Below are 19,656 nucleotides of genomic sequence, written 5' to 3'. Positions count from 1 at the left end.
TACCGTCACGATGGGCCTTCCAAGTGTGTACCGGCCGCCGCACAACATCCATGTTGATATTTTTTGTAATTGCAATTAAGAATCAAAAATTACAAACGAGGGAGGAGAGGAAACATGTCCATCAGGAATATGCTGTGCGGCGCCTTGGCTGCGACCGCGATCGCCGGAACCGTCGCGGCGGAGGAATGGCGGGGCTGGAACATCCATGTCGAGGATTATCCCGTCAGCCATGGCATGGAGCGCTTTGCCGATCTGGTCGAAGAGCGCACGGGCGGCGAGCTGACCGCCAAGACCTTCCATTCCGGCGTGCTGGGCTCGCAGCCCGACGCGATCGAGCAGCTGCGGCTCGGGGTCATCGATTTCGGCGTGTTCAACCTCGGCCCGATGGGCCAGGCGGTGCCCGAGGCCAATGTCACGCTGCTGCCCTTCATCTTCCGGGACGTGCCGACGATGTACCGCCTGATGGATGGCGAGCTCGGCGAGGCGATCGGCGAGGGCATGCGCGAGCGCGGCATCGTGCCGGTGGGCTGGTACGCCGCGGGCGCCCGGTCCTTCTACAACGGCGAGGCGCCGATCGAGACGCCCGAGGACGTGGCCGGCATGAAGGTGCGGGTGATGAACAACGACCTCTTCGTCGGCATGATCGAGGCGATGGGCGGCAACGCCACGCCGATGGATTTCGCCGAGGTCTACCAATCGCTGCGCACCGGTGTCGTCGACGGGGCGGAGAACAACCCGCCCTCCTACGAGTCGACCAACCATTACGAGGTCGCGAAGTACTTCTCGCTGACCGAGCACCTGATCATCCCCGAATGCCTGTGCATCAGCCTCAAAGCGTGGGACGCGCTGACTCCCGAGCAGCAGGAGATCGTGGCGCAGGCCGGCGCGGAGAGCGCCACCTACCAGCGCGAGCTCTGGGACGAGCGCGAGGCGACGAGCTTCGAGACGCTCAAGGCCGCAGGCGTCGAGGTCAATGAGATCGCCGACAAGACGGCATTCCAACAGGCGATGGCCCCCGTCTACGATGCCTATGTGGCCGACAACCCCGACATGGCGCCGCTGGTCGAGATGATCCGCAGCGCCGAGTGAGCCATCGCGGCGGGGGCCCGCATGGCCCTCGCCCATTCTCTTGCCGGGACATCGCCCATGACTGCCCATTCTCGACTGACCGCCGGTCTCGACACGGCACTGTATTTCCTGCGCAATGCCTGCCTCTTCGTGGCCTCGATCTGCCTCGTGGTGCTGATCGCGAGCTTCGGCTGGCTGGTCTTCGGCCGCTACGTGCTCAACGCCACGCCGACCTGGGTCGAGCAGCTGTCGCTGCTCCTCGTCGGCTACATCACCTTTCTGGGCGCCGCGGCGGGCATCCATGACGATGGCCATCTGGGCGTCACCTTCCTGCGCGACGGCTTCGGCCCGCGCTTCTCGTCGGTGCTGCGCTCCATCTCGGACCTGGCGATGACCGGCTTCGGGCTCGTCATGTTCACCGCCTCGACCGAGCTGGTGCGCTTCGGCTGGTCATCGCAACTGCCGATGCTGAACCTGCCGGAGGGGATGCGCGCGATCCCGGCCGCGATCTGCGGCCTGCTGGCGGCGCTGTTCTGCGGCACGCGCGCGCTGCGCCGGATGCTGGGCGACAGGCCCGCCACCGACGCCTTCATCTTGGAGAACATCTGATGGGACTCGTGGTCCTGATGGGCGCCTTCGCCGCCGCGCTGCTTCTGGGCGTCCCCGTAGCCTTCGCCATGGGCATCGCCGCGGCGCTGACCTTCTGGTTCGAGGGGTTGCCGCTCCTGATGACCTTCCAGCGGACGATCTCGGGCATCTCCGCCTTCTCACTTCTGGCGATCCCCTTCTTCATCTTCGCGGGCGAGCTGATGCTGCATGGTGGCATCGCGCGCAAGCTGGTGAACTTCGCCGGCACGCTGGTGGGCCATATCCGTGGCGGGCTGGGCTCGGTCAACATCCTGTCGAGCATGCTGTTCGGCGGCATCTCGGGCTCAGCCATCGCCGACATCTCGGCGCTCGGCTCGCTTCTGGTGCCGACGATGAAGGAACGCGGCTACCGTGCCGACTACGCGGTCAACGTCACCGTCACCTCATCGATCGCCGGCATCGTGATCCCGCCCAGCCACAACATGATCATCTTCGCCATCGCGGCGGGCGGCGGCGTGTCGATCTCCAAGCTGTTCCTGGCCGGTGTCGTGCCGGGCATGCTGATGTGCCTGTGCCTCGCCATCGCCGCCTATATCCTGGCGATCCGCCACAACTACCCGGCCGAGACCTTCCCGGGCTGGCGCGCGGTCCTTCTATCGGCGGCCGAGTCGATCCCCGGCCTCGTCACCGCGATCATCATCATCGGCGGCGTGCTGTCGGGCGTCTTCACCGTCACCGAATCCGGCGCCTTCGGTGCGCTCTACGCGCTGGCGCTGACCGCCATCGTCTATCGCAGCCTGAGCTGGGAGGATTTCCGCACCGCCATCGTCAACTCGGTTCGCACCACCGCGATGGTGATGATCCTGATCGGCTTCGCGGCCTCCTTCGCCTATCTGCTGGCGCTCTATCAGGTTCCGGCGCGGCTTTCGGACGCGCTGTTGGCGCTGACCGAAAACAAGATCCTGATCCTGCTGATGATCAATCTGATGCTTCTGGTTCTGGGCATGATCATGGACATGGCGGCGCTGATCCTGATCTGCACGCCGATCTTCCTGCCGATCGCCCGCAGCCTCGGCATGGAGCCCGAGCAGTTCGGCATCATGCTGCTGGTCAATCTCGGCCTCGGCCTGTGCACCCCGCCGGTGGGTACCTGCCTCTTCGTGGGCTGCGTCGTCGGACGAATCCGCATCGAAGAGGCGGTGCGCGGGATCTGGCCCTTCTACGTCGCCATTGCCGGCGCGCTGCTGCTCGTCACCTATGTGCCCGCCGTTTCGCTGGGCCTGCCGCGACTGCTCGGATTGTAAGGCCGCGACGGAACAAGGCCGCCGGAGGGCGGCCTTGTCATTGCCGAAACGGGCAAGGCCGTTGCAAGCGCGCGGAAGGAACGGGGACGTTCCCCTGCACTGACGCGCGGATCACAGCCCGGGCAGCACCGCGTTGACGGCGCGCGACAGACGCTCGATCATCTCGTCGAGATCGGCCTCCGAGGCGATGAATGGCGGGGCGAGCAGCAGGTGATCGCCCAGCTTGCCGTCGCGCGTGCCCGGCATCGGATAGCAGATCAGCCCCTCGGCCATGGCCGCCTTCTTCAGCTTGCCCGCCACACCCCTGGCCGGGTCGAAAGGCGCTTTTGCCGTGCGGTCGGCCACGAATTCGAGCCCGCGGAACAGGCCACGGCCACGGATGTCGCCGATATGGGGGTGCTGGCCAAAACGCGCCTCGAGCGCGGATTGCAGATAGTCGCCGCGTGCCCGCACCTGCGCCGGAAGGTCGTGGTCGAGCAACTCTTGCAGGACCGCCAGCCCCGCCGCCGCCGCCACCGGATGGCCGACATAGGTGTGGCCGTGCTGGAAGAAGCCCGAGCCATTGGCGATGGCGTCATAGACCTGGGCCGAGCAGAGCATCGCGCCGATCGGCTGGTAGCCCGCGCCGAGCCCCTTGGCGATGCACAGGATGTCGGGGGCGATGCCTTCGGCCTCGCAGGCAAAGAGATGCCCGGTCCGGCCCATGCCGCACATCACCTCGTCGAGTATGAGCAGCACGCCGTGCCGGTCGCAGATCTCGCGCACGCGCTTGAAATAGCCCGGCACCGCAGGCACCGCGCCCAGCGTCGCGCCGACCACCGGCTCTGCGATGAAGGCCATGACGCTGTCGGGGCCGAGGCGCCGGATCTCGGCCTCCAGCTCGTCGGCCACGCGCCGCCCGTAATCCTCGGGGCTCTCCTCCTCGGGCCGTTCGGCATATTCGTAGCAGGGCGCGATGTGGCTCATCTCCACGAGAAGGGGCGCGAATTGCTGGCGCCGCCATGCGTTGCCCCCGGCCGATAGCGCGCCGAGCGTGTTGCCGTGATAGCTCTGGCGCCGCGCGATCAGGTGGCGTCGCTGCGGCTCACCTCGCTCGACATGGTATTGCCGCGCGAGCTTGATGGCGCTCTCCACCGCCTCGGAGCCGCCGGAGACGAAATAGACGCGGTCGAGATCGCCGGGCGCGTTCGTTGCCAGAAGATCGGCCAGGGCCTCGGCGGGCTCGGAAGTGAAAAAGCCGGTATGGGCGAAGGCGAGCTGGTCGACCTGACGCTTGACCGCCTCGCGCACCCGCTCGTTCGAATGGCCGAGGCAGGAGACGGCGGCACCGCCGGAGCCATCGAAGTAGCGCTTGCCCTCCGCATCGATCAGGTAGCATCCCTCGCCACCGACCGCGACGGGAAGATCGGCATGGCAGTTGCGGGGAAAGACGTGGCTTTGCTTGGCGCTCATGAGAGATGCCTTTCGAGTTGGGCGCGAAGCGCCGCGACGGAGGCGGCGTTGTCGGCATGGGGCTGGCCGCGATGGTCGGTCAGGCTGTTCTCGAAGCCAACGCGCAGGCTGCCGCCCTGTTGCGCCGCCCCGATCAGGCAGGCGTGCTCGCGCGGCCCGAAGGCGCAGACCATCCAGTCCACGGCCTCCGGCATCGCGGCCCGGAACGGGTCGAGATCGGCAGGGTCCGAGACCTGTCCCGCAGCGTAGCGGCCGAGGACGAACAGGACCGAAGACTGCTCTTGTGCGACCACGCCACGGGCCTGCCAGTCGCGCAGCAGCGCGATATCGGCGGTGTCGTAGAGGATATGCTGCACCTCGGTGCCCTGCTCGGCGCAGGTGGCGTAGACCTCCGGCGCAAGATCGGGCTCACGTGCGATCTCGCGCACCGAGATCGAGGCCCAGCCGGGCCGGACCCGGCGCAGGCAGTCCAGCTGCGCCGGGACATCGAACAATCCCGCCGCCTCGGTGGTGATCTGGACCCGCATGCCCGGCACCCGGCGCTTCAACTCCTGAAGCACCTCGCCATAGCGGCCGACGTCGAGCGAATGCCGACCGTTCTCGTCGCGCACATGCAGGTGCAGCGCCTCGGCGCCGGCTCCGTGGCAGGCTTCGGCGGTCTCGGCGATCTGCCCGGTGGTGACCGGCAGGGCCGGGTGATCCGCCCTGCTTCGCCGCGCCCCGTTCGGGGCGACCATGATGAAGGGTCGAGCCATGGTTCAGGCCTTCCGAAATGCGTGAGCGCCAATGGGCGGGGCGTGGTCGGGGAGCGTTGCTGGCATGTGAACCTTCTGCGGTTTCCGCGGATACGATGTATCCAACCAAACCTTGCTCCCAAAACGTGTTCGGTCAACAGTCCCGAAATATAACATCTGTTCCGGCCCAGCATCGAAGACCTCATGGATCCGACATTGAAGAACAAGGTCACCGCGGCCCTCAAGGCGGAGATCCCCACCCTGCCCCGCGGCCTGCGCGTCGGGGCCAAATACGTCCTCGATCACCCGTCCGATTTCGGCCTCGACCCGATCCGCGAAACCGCGCGCAAGGCCGGAGTCAGCCCATATACGCTGGTGAGGCTCGCGGAACGGCTCGGTTTCGAGGGCTATGACGACCTGCGGGCGCCGTTTCGGCAAGCGCTGGTTTCGGCCGCGGTCGAAAAGCCGGCCTGGGTGGAGCGGCTTCGCGAGGAGGGCGAACCGGGTCGCATTCAGGCCGAGGCCGCGCTCAACGAGATGGCAATCGTGCAGCGCACGCTCGAAGGGGTGAAGGCCGGGCAGATCGAGCGCGTCGTCGCGATGCTGCTGGCCGCACCCAACGTCTATCTGACCGCGGCGCGGGCCAGCTACGCGCTGGCCTATTACCTGCATTACGTCGGTCGGATGGCGCTGCCATCGTTGCAGCTCATCCCGCGACACATGAACAGCCCGATCGACGACCTCGATACGGCCGGCAGGGATGACGTATTGATCGCCATCACCTTCACGCCCTATTCCCGCGACACCATCGAAGCCTGCCGATTTGCCGCTCGCAAGGGCATGAAGCTCGTCATGATCTCCGACAGCGAGATCGTTTCGCCGGAATTCGCCGCCGACGAGACGCTGGTCGCCTCGATGCTCTCGACCCATCATTTCGGCTGCTATGCCGGGGCGATGGCGCTGATCGAGACGCTGATCGCACAGCTCGTGACCCGGGGCGGTGAGGCCTCCCGCCTCAGAATCGCCTCCTATGAGAAGTTGCGGCGGGAGAGTCAGGCCTACTGGGCGGGGCAGAAAAAACGTTAGTTTTAGTTACTCCTGTCCCTATGGACCTTTGGCCCGAAGTCCGGCCGGGTCCAATCTGATCTGAACGGTTGCCTACGGTTTGGCGCGGCGGCGCGGTCGACCGGCGCATCGCTTCCTCCGGATCCGCTTCGGCTACGGGCCGGGCGGCCTCTGGCTTGCGTTGCAATCGGCATGCGACCGGGCTGATCTGCGCGCTACAATCGCCGAAGACTGCGATGGCATAGTCACCCAGAACCCTCTCAACCGGCACCGATCCTTCCAGCCTCAACCCCGTCGAGCGTGAGACCCGCGTCGCCGCGGCGGGTGTCGGGCCGGCGATCCGGGACCACAGGCTTGAGCGTGATGGTGTGGATCGGCACAAAGCCCTCTTCGATGTGATCGGGCAGGCATTGACCGCAGATCTACTGCAACCCCGGAACGACATCGCGCCGCCCCTTCGCATTCCGCCCGCGGCCGCGACAGGAAGCGACCTCGGCAAAAGGGAGAAGGCGGTTCATCTCGGGGTCCCATTGGGCAGCGGGCTTTCCTCATCCGCGCCCGGCGCGCGTCCCCCGAGGGAATCCCGCAATTGACGGGTCAGCTCGGCCAGATTGGCGGCCTTGTCGGCGCCCAGCTCGGTCTCGATCAGCCGGTCCATATCGGTCCAGGCGGCGTGGATCTCGGCCAGAAGATCGCGCCCCCGCGCCGTAAGCCGGAGCAGGTTGCTGCGCGCCGCCTCGGGATGGGTCTCGCGCGTGATCAGCTTTCGGTCGAGCAGCCGCGCGGTCATCGTGCTCATGCTGGCGGGGGTGACGTCGAAGGCGCGGGCCAAGGCGATCTGTGACGCGGGCTCCATCCGGTCGAGCGCGTCGAGCACCCGTGCCTGGCGCGGCTGGATATCGGCCTCTGCCAGCCGTCGGCGCAGACGGTCCTCCAGCAGATCGGCTGCATGCAGCAGGTAATGCATGGAATAGGCCTTCAGGCTCATTTCTTAGGTTAGAATGCTAATATTTCAGAATGTCAAGCTTGGCGAAGGAAAATGCGCGCCTCCGTCACGGAGGAGCGATGGTACCGCCGCTGATCACCCCGATCAAAGGCCAGCTTTTCCTGTTGGGCGCCATGCACTTACTGCCTCACAGCAGATTCAGATGCCGTCGATCAGGATATCCAGCGCCCGTTTCAGCGCGTCGCGTTCATCGGCCAGTGACCCGACATGGTTCTTCAATTCGTAGGCCGGGACCGCCGCGAGTTCCTGCACGCGCACGATCCAGAATTGGTCATCATGTTCGACCCGAGGCGTCAGGCCGGGCAGAGCGGCGTATTGCGCGGCCTCGCGCAGGGGTGCCACGACGCGGGTCGCGTCGAGGCCGATCAGGTCGGTCTGGAGATCGACGACGAGCGCTCCGGACACCAAGCGATACAAGTCGAACTGCGCCATCCCGGTCGGCGTTCAAAAGCTGCGATAGGAGGCGAGCGGCAGGCCCTCGCGGGCGACCTCTTCGGTATAGGCCGCCAGCGCCGCGCGGTTCTCCTCGCGCCAGCGGCGGTTGCGCTCGGCCTTCGCGGCCTCCGCGATCGCCGCCTCGGCCAGACGCGACATGTTGAGCCCGAGCGACCGAGCCGTTTCGGCCAGCTCGGCCTCCAGCGTCAAATTGACCTTGATCCGTCCCACAGCACCCTCCCGAGGCAGGCGTATAATCCAGGAGTATATGGTGCGCACCGGCTCCATTCAAGCGCGACGCATTCCGTGCGAGCTGTCCCGTCATGCGCGAAGCCGCATGACGGGGCGCATGCGGCTCAGCCCGCTGTCGCCATCGTCAGGGCCTGATCGAGATCGGCGATGAGATCCTCGGGATCCTCGATACCGATCGACAGCCGCACCAGATCCGCCTCGGCCCCCGCCGCCATCTGCTGATCTGCCGTGAGCTGGCGATGCGTGGTCGAGGCCGGATGGATGATCAGCGAGCGGGTATCACCTAGATTGGCGACATGGCTGAACAGCTTGAGGCTGTCGACCAGCTTCACGCAGGCGTCGTAGCCCCCCTTCACGCCGACGGTGAACAGCGCCCCCGCCCCTTTCGGCGTGACCTTCGCGACCCGGTGATGCCATGGCGAGGAGGGCAGGCCCGCCCAGGTGACCCGGTCGATGCGCGGATCGGCTTCGAGCCAGGTCGCGACCCTTTCGGCATTCGAGACATGCCGCGCCATGCGCAGGCTCAGCGTCTCGACCCCCATCAGGGTATAATGCGCGGCTTGCGGGTTCATCGTCATGCCGAGATCACGCAGCCCCACCGCGATCGAATGGAACGTGAAGGCCATCGGCCCAAGCGCATCGTAAAAGTTCAGCCCGTGATAGGCAGGCTCGGGGGCTGCGAGCGAGGGGAACTTGCCCGAGGCGGACCAGTCGAACGTCCCGCTGTCGATCACCGCGCCGCCGGTGACGGTGCCATTGCCGGTCAGGTACTTGGTCGTCGAATGCACCACCAGCGTCGCACCCTGCGCGATCGGGTTGCACAGATAGGGGGTGGCCAGCGTGTTGTCGACGATCAAGGGCAGGCCGACCCGCCCGGCCAGCTGGGCGACCTCCGGCAGGTCGGTGATATAGCCGCCGGGGTTCGAGATCGACTCGCAGAAGATGGCACGGGTGTCGTCGTCCACCGCCGCTTCGATGGCCTCCAGATCGTCGAAATCGACGAAGCGCGCCGACCAGCCGAAGCGCTTGATCGTCTGGCTGAACTGCGTGACCGAGCCGCCATAGAGCCGGGTCGAGACCACGACGTTGCAGCCCGGCCCCATCAGCGGGAACAGCGCCATGATCTGCGCCGCGTGCCCGGAGGAGCAGCAAACCGCCCCGGCACCGCCCTCGAGCGCGCAGAGCCGGTCGGCGAGGGCCGAGACGGTCGGGTTGGTCAGGCGCGAATAGATGTACCCCACCTCTTCGAGCCCGAAGAGCCGGGCGGCGTGATCGGCATCCTTGAAGACGTAGGAGGTCGATTGGTAGATCGGCACCTGCCGCGCACCGGTCGCCGGATCGGGCGCCGCGCCGGCATGGATCTGCAGCGTGTCGAAGCGAAGCTTGGGTTGATCGGACATGTGGCGGCCTCCCGGGAAGAATTCACCGCGAGGCTAGACGCAGCCCTACCCCACGGCAAGCATACGGTCGTCATGCCCTGCGGGCGCGCCAGTCCGATATGAATTTCTCGAGGCCTAGCCGCTCTCGGCCAGTCGCAACCGCTCCACGTCGCGCGCCATGTCATCGGCCAAGGCCGCGAGCGCGACCGGATCGCCGCCGCGATGTGCCTCGATCCGAAGCGCCGTCATGTCGGCCTGGTATCTGCGGGCCAGCCGTGCCGGATCGGCCCCTTCGGGAAGTTCGCCCGCATCCCGCGCCGCCTCGAAGATGGCGGTGATCTCGGCCGTCATCTCGTCGAGATAGTTGCGCGCGCGGAGACCGATCGCCCCGTCCTGCTCGGTCACGTCGAGCAGCGTCTTGACCAGCATGCAGGCCTGCCCGCCCGCCGCACCGGCTTCGGAGCGCCCGAAACCTCGCAGGAAATCGGCGAGCGCGGCGAGCGGCGAGCCGGTCGCCCCGCGCAGACGTGCGAGCTGGGCCCGGTTGCGTTGGAAGTACCTCTCGAGCGTGGAGAGGTAGAGTTCCTCCTTGCTCTTGAAGGCCGCGTAGATGCTGCCGGGCTTCATCGCCAAGGCGGCTTCGAGATCCTTCAGCGACGTGGCGTGATAGCCCTTCCGCCAGAAAAGGGTGAGCGCCGCGTCCAGCGCGGTCTCGCGATCATAGGGGCGTGCTCGTGTCATGTCCGAAAGATAGGGGCTCCTGCGGCGATTGTCCCGCCCCAGCGTCGAGACCCGCGCCTCAAGATTGAGTGATTGCTCAATTCAGTACTTGAGCGATCACTCAATAGCCTTATGTTCGCCCTCGTGACGGGCCCTCCCGGCCCGACCCAAGGAGACACGCATGACCGATTTCACGCTGCACGACGAAACCACCGCCCCCGACGCATCGAAGCCCCTGCTCGCCAAGTCGCAGGCCGCCTTCGGCATGGTGCCCGGGCTGCACGCCGTCATGGCCGAGGCCCCCGGCCTGCTCGACGCCTATCAGCGTGTTCACGAGCTCTTTCTGAATTCCAGCTTCGACAAGGACGAGCTGACCGTCGTCTGGCAGACCGTGAACGTCGAGAACGCCTGCCACTACTGCGTGCCCGCCCATACCGGCATCGCCAAGAGCATGGGCGTCGACGACGCGATCACGGATGCGCTTCGCGACGGCACGCCGCTGCCCGACACCCGGCTCGAAACGCTGCGCGATTTCACCCTGAAGCTGGTGCGCCAGCACGGCAACGTCGCCGAAGCCGACGTGCAGGCCTTCCTCGACGCCGGTTTCACCAAGCGCAACATCCTCGAGGTGATCCTCGGCTACAGCCAGAAGGTCATGTCGAACTACACCAACCACATCGCCGAAACGCCGGTCGACAAGCCGTTCCAGAAATTCGCCTGGAGCCCGGCCGACAAGGCGGCCTGAGCCGCACGAACCGATTGCCGCGCCCTCGGGGGCGCAAAAAGATAGCATGGCCGCCCCCCGAATCCGCCCGGGGGGCGGCAGGCTCTCAGCGCAGCCGCTCGATCGCCCGGCGCAACTCGCGCCCCATGTCGACCCGGGCGGCCTCGGCATGATCGACCCGGATACGCGCTGTCTTCTCGCGCCCGGCCAGAAAGAACCCGCCGCGATTATCGACCGTCAGCAGCACCTCGACGCCGCCCGAGACCGGCACGAAGGAAATCTCGACCTCCTCGATCCCGAAATCGCCCAAGCCCGTGGGCCTGAAATCGAACTCCTGCACGAAGGGCGGCACACGGCGGCGGTCATATTCGACCTCGGTCTCCACCAGCCGGAACCCGGCCTCCTGCACCCCTTGCAGCACCGCCGTCATGGTCGGGCTGGGCAGGATGTTGACGAGATCCTCGTCCTTGGGGTCGACCGCGCCGGGCACGTCGAGCCGGGTCCGCAGGAAGCTCCGGGTCGAGCCGATGCTGATCGGCGCCGAATCCGGAACGTGCATCTCGATCGGAAAGCTCAGCTCCTCTCCGGCATCCACCGCGCCGATCTCCACCCTGCCTGCGGCAAGGATGATGTCGCTGTGGATCTTGCGATCTCCGGGCCCCTCGACGAGGCAGCGGGTCGCAAGCTCCAGATCGACGCTGCGGATCTCCTGCCGCGCGGTGCCGCCCTCGATGCGGATTTCCGCCCTGAGGATGCGCCCCACTTCGACGTCGCTGCTCTCCAGCACCGCATCCACCGTCGCGCCGCCAATACCGAGGCTCGATAGAACCTTGCCGAACATACCGTTTCTCCTTCGTCCGCCGGGCGATCCGGGCCCGGCCATCCGCTCCGAACTGGGAATGACGGCGCCGAAGGACAAGCGGTCCGACCTCGGCAATCCGGAGGGGATCGCCGCCTGGATTCTCGAGCGATCTTGCGCAGTCGGAGCACTCAAGCGCTTTCTTCCAGCCAATCCTCCAGCGCGTCCAGCGTCGCCTCCGACAGCCCCGGCGCGCCTTTCGCCGCCGCCAGCAGCGGACACGGCTCCTGTGCGCGCGCGACCGCGGTCTCCACCGAGAAACCGTTGGCGCGGTCCAGATCGACGAGTTCGTCCCATGTCACCGGCACGGCCACCGGCGCGCCGGGTCGCGCGCACAGCGAATAGGGCGAGATCGCCGTGGCGGCGGTATCGTTGCGCAACCAGTCGATGAAGATGCGGCCCCTGCGGCGGGTCTTGGACATGGTGGCGGTGTAGCGATCCGGGGCGCGGCGTTCGAACCCCTGCGCCACGGCCTGCGCAAAGCCGCGCAGCGTCTCCCAGCCGGCGACGCGGCGCAGCGGAACGACGACATGGACGCCCTTGCCCCCGGTCACCATCGGCGCGCAAGCGAGGCCGAGCTTTCGCATCAGATCGCCGACCTCGCGAGCCGCGCGCCGGACCTCGCCGAAGCCCAGCCCCTCGTCGGGGTCGAGATCGAAGACCAGCCGGTCGGGCCGGTCGAGCCGATCGTTGCGCGCGCCGTGGATGTGGAACTCGAGGGTCCCCATCTGCACCGCGCCCAAGAGCGCCTGTGCGTTCGGCAAGGTGATGTAATCGGCTTCCTTGCCGCTGGCCTCGGTCAGGCGGACCGTGCCGATGGCGTCCGGGAATCCCTTGCCGACGTGGCGCTGGAAGAAGCGCTGCCCGTCCAGCCCGGAGGGCATCCGCACCAGCGCGACGGGACGATCCGCGGCATGTGCGAGCATCCGGTCCGCCACAGCGTCGTAGTAGCGCGCGACACCACCCTTGGTCAGGGCGGGGCCGGGATAGACGACGCGGTCGGCGCTGGAGATGTCGATGCCCCTCAGAGACAGCTCGGCCGACGACGCGTCGCCGCGTTCGACCGCCATCTCCTGCGCGGCGGAGACCTCATCCGGGGCCTTGTCCTCGCGCAGGCCCTGAAATACGCCGTGCCGGACCCGGCCTTCGCCGGTCAGCTCGGCATAGCGGATCTGGGCCACCAGCTCCGGCGTGATCCAACGCGCGCCGCGCGCCAGATCCTTGGGCACCTCGTCGAACGGCGAGGTCTTGCGCGCGAGCGGTTTCATCCGGGCGGCGAGGTCCCGCATCGTTTCGGCGTCGAAGCCGGTGCCGACCCGGCCGCGATAGACCAGATGCCCACCCTCGAAACTGCCCAGCAGCAGCGAGGCGAAGGGGCGTCCCGGCTTGTCGGAGGGGGACCAGCCGCCGATCACGAACTCGGCGCTCTTGACGCATTTGACCTTGATCCAGTCGGCACTGCGCCCCGAGCGATACGGCGCATCGGCCCGCTTGCAGATGATGCCCTCGGCCCCCGCGCCGCACAGATGCGTCAGCACCTCCTCGGCACTGCCCCTGATATAGGGCGAAAGCCGGATCGCGCCGTCGCCGGGCAGTTCGCCCAAGAGCGCGTCGAGCGCCTCGCGTCGCTGCTCCAAGGGCTGCGCCCGCAGATCCTCGCCATCCAGATGCAGAAGATCGAAGGCATAGAAGGACAGCGCTCCGCCTTCGCCAAGCGCCTTTTGCAGCGTCGAGAAATCGCCATTGCCGTCGCCCGCCGTCACCTCGCCATCGATCAACGCGGTGTCACAGGGAATGGCCCGCGCCGGACCGATCAACGGTGCGAAGCGGTCGGACCAGTCGTGACCGTTACGGCTGAAGGCACGCGGCCCGTCGGCGCCCAGCGACAGCAGACAGCGATAACCGTCGAACTTGGGCTCCTGCCACCAGTCGTCGCCCTCGGGCGCCTCCTCGCGCAGCGTCGCGAGCTGTGGCGCGACGAAGCCGGGCGCCGCCCCCTTTCGTTCCGGCGAGGCGCCGCCATCCCCATGCGGCGCGCTCCGCGCGTCATCTTCGGGGCACGTGGCCGCCTCTGCCCCTGCCGCGATCTCGTCGAGGTCGCGGCCGCTCTCGATGGAGGTGAGATGACGCCTGGTCAAACCCTCGGGATCGTCGCCCGCCTGATCGTCGCGCTCCTTGATCAGGAGCCAGTTCTCGCGCCCCCGGTCCCGAGCCCGGCCCTTCATGCGCACCAGCGTCCAGCCGCCCTGCATCCGCTCTCCCGAGAGCCGGAACTTGAGCTTGCCCGCCGCCAGCGCCGCGCCCGGATCCTCGTCCAGCGGCTCCCAACTACCGCGGTCCCACAGCATCACCGTGCCTGCGCCGTAATTGCCTTTCGGGATCACCCCTTCGAAACCGGCATAATCCAGCGGGTGATCCTCGGTCCTGACCGCGAGGCGCTTTTCGCGCGGATCGTCCGAGGGCCCACGCGTCACGGCCCAGGACCAGAGCGCGCCCTCATGCTCGAGCCGGAAGTCGTAATGCAGGCGCGTGGCATCGTGCTTCTGCACCACGAAGCTGCGCCCGTTACCGCCGCCCTCGCCCGCCTGCGGTTCCGGCGTGACGTCGAAGTCGCGCTTGTCGCGGTAGCGGTCGAGCCGACTCATGAGGCCTTCTTGCGGGAGGAGGACGATTTCCGCCCGCCCTTCTTGTCCTTCTCGAGGCTCTTCTTGAGCGCGGCCATGAGATCGACCACGTTGCCCTTGTCGTCGGTCTCGACCTCGGGCGCGTCCTCGCCGGGCCGGGCACGCGGTGCCTTCTTGGACCGGGATTTGCGCGCTACCAGCTCCTTGAGCGCCTGCGCGTAGTGGTCCTCATAGGCCGAGGCATCGAAAGGCGCGGTCTTGGCCTCGATGAGCTGCGTCGCGACCTCCAACAGCTCCTTGTCGGCGGGATCGTCCTCGATCTGGCTGAACAGCGGCTCCGCCTTTCGGATCTCGTCCTCGTAGCGCAGCGTCTCGAGCAGCAGCCCGTCGCCGCAGGGGCGGATCGCGCAGAGATATTCGCGCCCCCGCATCGCCAGCTGACCGAGGCCGACCTTGCCGCTCTGACGCAACGCGTCGCGCACCACGCGGTAGGCATCCTGCGCCAGCTCGTCGGCGGGCACCACGTAATAGGGGGCGTCGTAGTAGAGCGGCGCGATCTCCGCCGCTTCGACGAACTGCACCATCTCGAGCGTCTTGCGGGTTTCGAGCCGGATCTCCTCGATCTCCTCCGGCTCGATCAGGACGTATTCGTTCTTGGCGGTCTGGAACCCCTTCACGATCTCGGCGGTGTCGATCGGTCCAAGCCCCGCCACCACCTTCTGGTAACTCACCGGCTTGCCCGAGGGCTTGTGGATCTGTCGGAAACTCGTTTTCGAGCCGCTCTCGCGGGCCGAATGCAGCTCGATGGGAATGGCCACCAGCGACAGGCGCAGCTGGCCCTTCCAGACGGGGCGCGAGGCCATGGCATCCTCCCGTTGAACGGTGCGTCTCACCGCCAGAACCCGGCCCCCGGCATCGCGGTTCCGCGACGGCAGGAACACTCCCGGCATCCGGGGGTAGAGCGACGCGCGCCGGCCTCCCGGCGCGCCCTCGCACCGTCGTTACGAGAGCATCTCCTGCCGCGCGCGCGCTGCGGCGGCGCCGGGCTGGCCGCCCCAAGGCGCGATCAGCCTGTAGAAGACCGGCGTCAGCAGAAGGGTAAAGACCGAGGCAAAGCCCAGCCCACCGACCACGACCCAGCCCACCGCGATGCGCGCCTCGGCCCCTGCACCGGAGGACAGCACCAGCGGCAGCCCGCCCAGCACGGTCGAGGCCATGGTCATCAACACCGGCTGAAGCCGCAGTTCCGCCGCCTCGCGGATCGCCCGGTCGATCTCATGCCCGGCCTCGCGCAGCTGGTTGGCGAATTCGACGATCAGGATGCCGTTCTTGGCCATGATCCCGATCAGCATCACGAGACCGATCTGGCTGTAGTAGTTGAGCGAGCCGCCGGTAAGCGCGATCGCCATCACGGCGGCGCAAAGCCCGAACGGCACGGTCAGCATGATCACCAGCGCCGAGACGAAGCTTTCGAACTGCGCGGCGAGCACCAGCAGCACCACGAGGAAGGCCACGGCGAAGACCGCGATGGTGCCGGAACGGCTATCCTCCAGCGCGGCCGCCTCGCCCAGGAGCACCAGTTTGGCGCCGTCGGGGAGCAGCTCGGCCGCCAGCGCCTCGGCCCGCGCCGCCGCGACGCCGAGTTCGACGCCATTGGCGAGACCCGCGGTCGCGGGCACCGCCCGGTCGCCCCCCTCGCGCGACAATTGCGACGCGCCCGCCACCTGCTCGAAGCTGGCGATGGCCGAAAGCGGCACGTAGCCGCCGCCATCCGTGCGCAGGAAGGCGCGCTCGAGATCGCCCGGCCCCTCGATCGGCTTGCCGCCGGACTGCACCGTCACGTCGGTTTCGATGCCGTCGACGAAGACGCTCACCGGGGTGGTGCCGCCGGTCAGCATCTCGATCATCGCGCTCGCCTCGGCCGGCGTGACGCCCAGCTCCGCCGCCATGGCGGTGTCGATCTCGACCTCGATCATCGGCTGCGTCGTGTCGTAGTCGACCTGCGGCGAGGCGAAGATCTCGGGCTCCTGCCGCATCGCCGCCACGAGCGTCTCGGCCTCGGCCGCGAGCGTGTCGTAATCGTCGCCGGTGACTGCGAATTGCAGGCCCCGACCCGCGCCCCGGATGCCGAGGGAATTGCTCGACCGCGCCATCACCGTGAGCCCGGGCACCGATTGCAGCTGCCGGTTCAGATCGGCCACGAGATCCTGCTGCGCCACGTCGCGCGCCTCCCAATCGGCCAGCCGCACGATGACGAAGCCGCTGCCGGAGCCGCCGAAGCCTGAGATCGACAACACGGATTCGACCGCGCCGCTCTCGCGGTAGCTTTCGGCGATCGCCTCGACCTCGCGGATCTGCGTGTCGACATAGGTCGCGCTGGCCCCGGCGGGTCCGCGTCCCATGATCATGAAGAAGCCGCGATCCTCGTTCGGGGTCAGCGTCGAGTCGAGCGAGGCGAAGCTCGCCGCGGCGAAGATCGCGAAGGCCATGGCCGCCCCGAGAACGACGATCGGCGCGCGCAGGCAGCGATCGATCAGCCATGCATAGGCGCGGGTGACGAGGCCCGGAGCGGGCCTCGCGGCAACCCTCCCCGTGCGACCGGGATCGAGCGCCGCCGCCAGCATCGGCACCAGCGTCAGCGCCACGAAGGAGGACAGCATCACCGCAAAGGCAATCACATAGCCGAATTCCGAGAAGATGCCGCCCGCCTGCCCCGGCAGGAACGAGATCGGGATGAAGACCGCAGCCAGCGTCGCGGTGGTCGAGATCACCGCGAAGAACACCTCGCCGGTGCCCCGGATCGCGGCGGCGCGCGCGCCGGCCCCCATGCGGCGATGCCTGACGATGTTCTCGACCACGACGATCGCGTCGTCGACCACCATGCCGCTGGCCAGCACCAGCGCCAGAAGCGTGATCGTATTGACCGAAAAACCCGCAAGCCAGATCGCGGCAATGGTGCCGATGAGCGCGCCGGGGATCGCCAGCGCCGGGATCAGGGTCGCGCGCCAGGCCCGCAGGAACACGAAGATCACGGCGATCACGATCAGCACCGCCAGCCCGATCGAGCGCGCCACCTCGGTGATCGAACCCTCGATGAACACCCCGTCATCCGAGGTCACGACGAGATTGATGCCCTCGGGCAAAGTCTCGGACAGATCGGCCACCGCGGCGCGCACCTCGCGCGAGATGGTCAGCGTGTTGCCGTCGGATTGCCGCAGCACGTTCAGCCCGACCGCGCTCTGCCCGTTGAGCCGGGTGAAGACGTCGCGCTCCTGCGCGGTGAGTTGCACGAAGGCGACGTCGCCCAGGCGGGCCGTCGCGCCGACCCGCAGCTGCGAGATCGCCTCGGCCGTGGTCCCGGGGTTGGCGGTGCGCAGCGTGACGCTCTGACTGCCGCTCTCGATCTCGCCCAGCGGCGCGTCGTTGCGCAGCGTCGCCAGCGCGGTTTCGACGTCGCCGATCTCCAGCCCGCGCGCGACGAGGGCGGTCATGTTCACCCGTACCAGGAACTCGTTCTCCTGGGTGCCCGCGACCTCGACCTCGGAAATGCCGGGGATCATCTCCAGCCTCTCGGCCACATCCTCCTCGGCGATGCGCGACAGCTCGGCCAGCGTCGCGTCCCCGGCGATGGCGAGGCGGATGATCGGATCGGCATCGGCGTCGCTCTTGGTCACGCTCGGCGTGTCGATGCTGTCGGGAAGCTGGCGCTCCTGCTGCGCGACGATCTCGCGGGCGGATGTGGCGGCGGCATCGATATCGATGCCCGAGGCCAGTTCCACGGTGATCCGCGACGAGCCGAAGCCGGAACTCGACGAGATCGCGTTGATCCCGTCCAGCGCGCTCAGCGCCTCCTCGAGTACCGAGGTCACCTCGGTATCGACGGTCTGAGGGTCGGCGCCGTCATAGGAGGCGCGGATCGAGATCACCGGCTGATCGACATCGGGCATTTCGCGCACCTCGACATCCATGAAGGCCGCGATCCCCGCGACGGCGAGAAGCAGGTTGAGAACCAGCGCCAGCACCGGGCGCGACACGAACAGCGCGGCGAGGCTGCCGCCGGCGGAGGCTTCAGCCTTCATGGCCCTGCCCTCCTTCGTCCTGATCCGCCGCGCGCGCCGCGCCCATGCGCCGCCCGCCAGTCTCGCCCTCCTCCGGCGACGCCTGCCGCGTCGCCGTGGCGATCGCGCCCCCTTCGCGGATCTTCTGGGTGCCTTCGACCACCACCCGCGCGCCCGGTTCGAGCGGCGCGTCGAGCCAGACCGCGTCGCCCGCGCGATGCAGGATCTCGACCGGAACGCGGCGCGCGGTGCCATCCTCGTCGAGCCAGACCCCCGCCCCCTCGCGCGACCAGGTCACCGCGAGCGCCGCTACGCTCGCTGCCGGGTCGCTCGGTTGGGCCAGCACCACGTTGACCACCGATCCCGGCAGCACCGGCACCTGCGCGGCGTCGAGCCTGGCCTCGACCGCGATCTGCCGCGTCGAGGGGTCGATCTCGGTATCGACGGCGCTGATCACCGCCTCGTAGACCGTGCCGGGGCGGGTCGGCAGCGACATCGCCACCTCGACCCCGGGGGCAAGGCTGCCAAGCGCCCGGTCCGGCAGGCTGAATGAGACCCGCATCTCGTCGAGATCGCTGATCGTGACGATGTCGGTGCCGACCGAGATCGCGGTGCCGCGTTCGATTTCCGACATCCCCAGATGCCCGCCGATCGGCGCCACGATCACCCGCTCCGACAGGTCGTGCTCCGCGCCTTCCACCGCCGCGGCCGCGATTTCGACGGCCGTGCGCGCCTCCGCGATCTGCACCTCCGTCACGGCGACGTTGCCGCCACCGGCAAGCGCCTCGTAGCGCGACAGCGTGCTCTGCGCCTCGGCGAGTTCGGCCTTCGCGGTGCGCAGGGCGAGCTGCTGCACCCGGTCGTCGAGCCGCAGGAGCGGCGTGCCCGCCTCGACCTCGGCGCCGGTCTCGATCAGGCTCTCTGTCACCTGCCCCGATACTTGCGACTGGACCTGCACGCGGTGCCCGGCCCGCACCGTGCCGATGGCCTGATAGACGTCCTCGTAAGGAATGAACTCGACCGGCTGCGTGGTGACGAGGGCGGCGCGGCCGCCAACCCCCGCCCCGCCGGGGCCGCGCATCGGCGCCGCGCTTTCCGCGGGCGCCTGCCCCGCACCGGTTTCCGGCCCGAAGCCGATCCACCACGCCCCGCTCACCAGCAGGGCCGCCACGAGCAGGGATCCGAGCGTCTTCATCATGGGGCACCCTTTCCGGCGAGGGCCTGTCACATCGAGGGAGTCGCGCCCCGAGAGCCCGAGGCGACCGGGTTTGTCGTGCTACGACACGGATCCTCGCGCCAGTGGGCGGCACCTCCGGAATTGTCGCAGGTTGTAACGGGCACCGGACATGTGACACGGCGCGACAATTCCCCCTCGCTCCCCGCCGAAA

General features: G+C 67.8%; 17 protein-coding genes. 5 read left to right on the top strand and 12 right to left on the bottom strand.

The features are described from left to right. Positions 1-114 precede the first annotated feature (114 nt). The 3 genes from ACRAQ3_RS18580 to ACRAQ3_RS18570 are packed head-to-tail and all read left to right on the top strand — an operon-like array spanning position 115 to position 2,960. Positions 115-1,089, top strand: a complete 975-nt coding sequence (locus ACRAQ3_RS18580; protein WP_432256938.1) for a TRAP transporter substrate-binding protein — start codon at positions 115-117, stop codon at positions 1,087-1,089. 57 nt (positions 1,090-1,146) lie between these two features. Next, positions 1,147-1,677, top strand: coding sequence for a TRAP transporter small permease (locus ACRAQ3_RS18575; RefSeq protein ID WP_432256937.1), 531 nt, complete (start codon positions 1,147-1,149; stop codon positions 1,675-1,677). After that, complete coding sequence (locus ACRAQ3_RS18570) at positions 1,677-2,960, top strand: TRAP transporter large permease (RefSeq protein WP_432256936.1); 1,284 nt, start codon at positions 1,677-1,679, stop codon at positions 2,958-2,960. The genes ACRAQ3_RS18575 and ACRAQ3_RS18570 overlap by 1 nt, the downstream gene beginning before the upstream one ends. Before the next feature lie 111 nt (positions 2,961-3,071). Here ACRAQ3_RS18570 and ACRAQ3_RS18565 read toward each other — a convergent pair whose 3' ends face one another. Beyond that, complete coding sequence (locus tag ACRAQ3_RS18565; RefSeq protein ID WP_432256935.1) at positions 3,072-4,412, bottom strand: aspartate aminotransferase family protein; 1,341 nt, start codon at positions 4,410-4,412, stop codon at positions 3,072-3,074. Beyond that, entirely contained in the window at positions 4,409-5,167 is a 759-nt protein-coding gene (locus ACRAQ3_RS18560; RefSeq protein ID WP_432256934.1) for a 3-keto-5-aminohexanoate cleavage protein, read from the bottom strand. The genes ACRAQ3_RS18565 and ACRAQ3_RS18560 overlap by 4 nt, the downstream gene beginning before the upstream one ends. A 183-nt stretch (positions 5,168-5,350) precedes the next feature. Between ACRAQ3_RS18560 and ACRAQ3_RS18555 the strand changes: the two genes are divergently transcribed. Further along, the gene (locus tag ACRAQ3_RS18555; RefSeq protein ID WP_432256933.1) at positions 5,351-6,232 is read left to right on the top strand and encodes a MurR/RpiR family transcriptional regulator; all 882 of its coding nucleotides are present in this window, start codon (positions 5,351-5,353) and stop codon (positions 6,230-6,232) included. A 493-nt stretch (positions 6,233-6,725) separates the two neighbouring features. On the opposite strand, the gene ACRAQ3_RS18550 is transcribed toward ACRAQ3_RS18555, so the two are convergent. The 5 genes from ACRAQ3_RS18550 to ACRAQ3_RS18530 form a co-directional block, all read right to left on the bottom strand. Beyond that, a complete protein-coding gene (locus ACRAQ3_RS18550; RefSeq protein ID WP_432256932.1) occupies positions 6,726-7,199 on the bottom strand; it encodes a MarR family winged helix-turn-helix transcriptional regulator in 474 nt (157 codons plus the stop codon). A 156-nt stretch (positions 7,200-7,355) separates the two neighbouring features. Continuing rightward, a complete protein-coding gene (locus ACRAQ3_RS18545; protein ID WP_432256931.1) occupies positions 7,356-7,649 on the bottom strand; it encodes a CcdB family protein in 294 nt (97 codons plus the stop codon). A 12-nt stretch (positions 7,650-7,661) separates the two neighbouring features. After that, the gene (locus ACRAQ3_RS18540) at positions 7,662-7,883 is read right to left on the bottom strand and encodes a type II toxin-antitoxin system CcdA family antitoxin (protein WP_432256930.1); all 222 of its coding nucleotides are present in this window, start codon (positions 7,881-7,883) and stop codon (positions 7,662-7,664) included. Positions 7,884-8,008: 125 nt separating this feature from the next. Then, positions 8,009-9,304, bottom strand: a complete 1,296-nt coding sequence (locus ACRAQ3_RS18535; protein WP_432256929.1) for an O-acetylhomoserine aminocarboxypropyltransferase/cysteine synthase family protein — start codon at positions 9,302-9,304, stop codon at positions 8,009-8,011. 114 nt (positions 9,305-9,418) lie between these two features. Then, complete coding sequence (locus ACRAQ3_RS18530; RefSeq protein WP_432256928.1) at positions 9,419-10,024, bottom strand: TetR/AcrR family transcriptional regulator; 606 nt, start codon at positions 10,022-10,024, stop codon at positions 9,419-9,421. A gap of 160 nt (positions 10,025-10,184) precedes the next feature. Between ACRAQ3_RS18530 and ACRAQ3_RS18525 the strand changes: the two genes are divergently transcribed. Next, positions 10,185-10,748: a carboxymuconolactone decarboxylase family protein gene (locus ACRAQ3_RS18525; protein ID WP_432256927.1), complete on the top strand. Its 564-nt coding sequence runs from the start codon at positions 10,185-10,187 to the stop codon at positions 10,746-10,748. An 85-nt stretch (positions 10,749-10,833) separates the two neighbouring features. Here the strand turns inward: ACRAQ3_RS18525 and ACRAQ3_RS18520 are convergent, their stop codons facing one another. The 5 genes from ACRAQ3_RS18520 to ACRAQ3_RS18500 all read right to left on the bottom strand — a co-directional run bounded on the left by ACRAQ3_RS18520 (position 10,834) and on the right by ACRAQ3_RS18500 (position 19,463). After that, positions 10,834-11,568: a sporulation protein gene (locus ACRAQ3_RS18520; RefSeq protein ID WP_432256926.1), complete on the bottom strand. Its 735-nt coding sequence runs from the start codon at positions 11,566-11,568 to the stop codon at positions 10,834-10,836. Positions 11,569-11,717: 149 nt separating this feature from the next. Continuing rightward, positions 11,718-14,231, bottom strand: coding sequence for a DNA ligase D (gene ligD / locus ACRAQ3_RS18515; protein WP_432256925.1), 2,514 nt, complete (start codon positions 14,229-14,231; stop codon positions 11,718-11,720). Continuing rightward, positions 14,228-15,073, bottom strand: a complete 846-nt coding sequence (locus tag ACRAQ3_RS18510; RefSeq protein WP_085896448.1) for a Ku protein — start codon at positions 15,071-15,073, stop codon at positions 14,228-14,230. The genes ligD and ACRAQ3_RS18510 overlap by 4 nt, the downstream gene beginning before the upstream one ends. Positions 15,074-15,211: 138 nt before the next feature. Then, on the bottom strand, positions 15,212-18,289 hold the full coding sequence (locus ACRAQ3_RS18505; RefSeq protein ID WP_432256924.1) for an efflux RND transporter permease subunit: 3,078 nt from the start codon (positions 18,287-18,289) through the stop codon (positions 15,212-15,214). Beyond that, positions 18,279-19,463 carry an efflux RND transporter periplasmic adaptor subunit gene (locus ACRAQ3_RS18500; RefSeq protein WP_432256923.1) on the bottom strand — a complete coding sequence of 395 codons (1,185 nt, stop codon included), beginning with the start codon at positions 19,461-19,463 and terminating at the stop codon, positions 18,279-18,281. Before ACRAQ3_RS18500 ends, ACRAQ3_RS18505 begins: the two co-directional genes overlap by 11 nt. Positions 19,464-19,656: the final 193 nt, after the last annotated feature.

This window comes from Limimaricola sp. AA108-03, assembly GCF_050847355.1.
In the GTDB taxonomy this organism is placed as follows: Bacteria; Pseudomonadota; Alphaproteobacteria; order Rhodobacterales; family Rhodobacteraceae; genus Limimaricola.
The sequence above is the reverse complement of the archived record's forward strand: the minus strand, read 5'-3'. Positions and strand labels throughout refer to the sequence as shown.

Bases quoted from the DNA above. Each gene is read 5' to 3' on its own strand.
- ACRAQ3_RS18565 (WP_432256935.1), bottom strand. From the start codon at position 4,412: ATGAGCGCCAAGCAAAGCCACGTCTTTCCCCGCAACTGCCATGCCGAT.
- ACRAQ3_RS18505 (WP_432256924.1), bottom strand. From the start codon at position 18,289: ATGAAGGCTGAAGCCTCCGCCGGCGGCAGCCTCGCCGCGCTGTTCGTG.
- ACRAQ3_RS18530 (WP_432256928.1), bottom strand. From the start codon at position 10,024: ATGACACGAGCACGCCCCTATGATCGCGAGACCGCGCTGGACGCGGCG.
- ligD (WP_432256925.1), bottom strand. From the start codon at position 14,231: ATGAGTCGGCTCGACCGCTACCGCGACAAGCGCGACTTCGACGTCACG.
- ACRAQ3_RS18520 (WP_432256926.1), bottom strand. From the start codon at position 11,568: ATGTTCGGCAAGGTTCTATCGAGCCTCGGTATTGGCGGCGCGACGGTG.
- ACRAQ3_RS18510 (WP_085896448.1), bottom strand. From the start codon at position 15,073: ATGGCCTCGCGCCCCGTCTGGAAGGGCCAGCTGCGCCTGTCGCTGGTG.
- ACRAQ3_RS18535 (WP_432256929.1), bottom strand. From the start codon at position 9,304: ATGTCCGATCAACCCAAGCTTCGCTTCGACACGCTGCAGATCCATGCC.
- ACRAQ3_RS18550 (WP_432256932.1), bottom strand. From the start codon at position 7,199: ATGAGCCTGAAGGCCTATTCCATGCATTACCTGCTGCATGCAGCCGAT.
- ACRAQ3_RS18525 (WP_432256927.1), top strand. From the start codon at position 10,185: ATGACCGATTTCACGCTGCACGACGAAACCACCGCCCCCGACGCATCG.
- ACRAQ3_RS18500 (WP_432256923.1), bottom strand. From the start codon at position 19,463: ATGAAGACGCTCGGATCCCTGCTCGTGGCGGCCCTGCTGGTGAGCGGG.
- ACRAQ3_RS18560 (WP_432256934.1), bottom strand. From the start codon at position 5,167: ATGGCTCGACCCTTCATCATGGTCGCCCCGAACGGGGCGCGGCGAAGC.
- ACRAQ3_RS18570 (WP_432256936.1), top strand. From the start codon at position 1,677: ATGGGACTCGTGGTCCTGATGGGCGCCTTCGCCGCCGCGCTGCTTCTG.
- ACRAQ3_RS18545 (WP_432256931.1), bottom strand. From the start codon at position 7,649: ATGGCGCAGTTCGACTTGTATCGCTTGGTGTCCGGAGCGCTCGTCGTC.
- ACRAQ3_RS18580 (WP_432256938.1), top strand. From the start codon at position 115: ATGTCCATCAGGAATATGCTGTGCGGCGCCTTGGCTGCGACCGCGATC.
- ACRAQ3_RS18575 (WP_432256937.1), top strand. From the start codon at position 1,147: ATGACTGCCCATTCTCGACTGACCGCCGGTCTCGACACGGCACTGTAT.
- ACRAQ3_RS18555 (WP_432256933.1), top strand. From the start codon at position 5,351: ATGGATCCGACATTGAAGAACAAGGTCACCGCGGCCCTCAAGGCGGAG.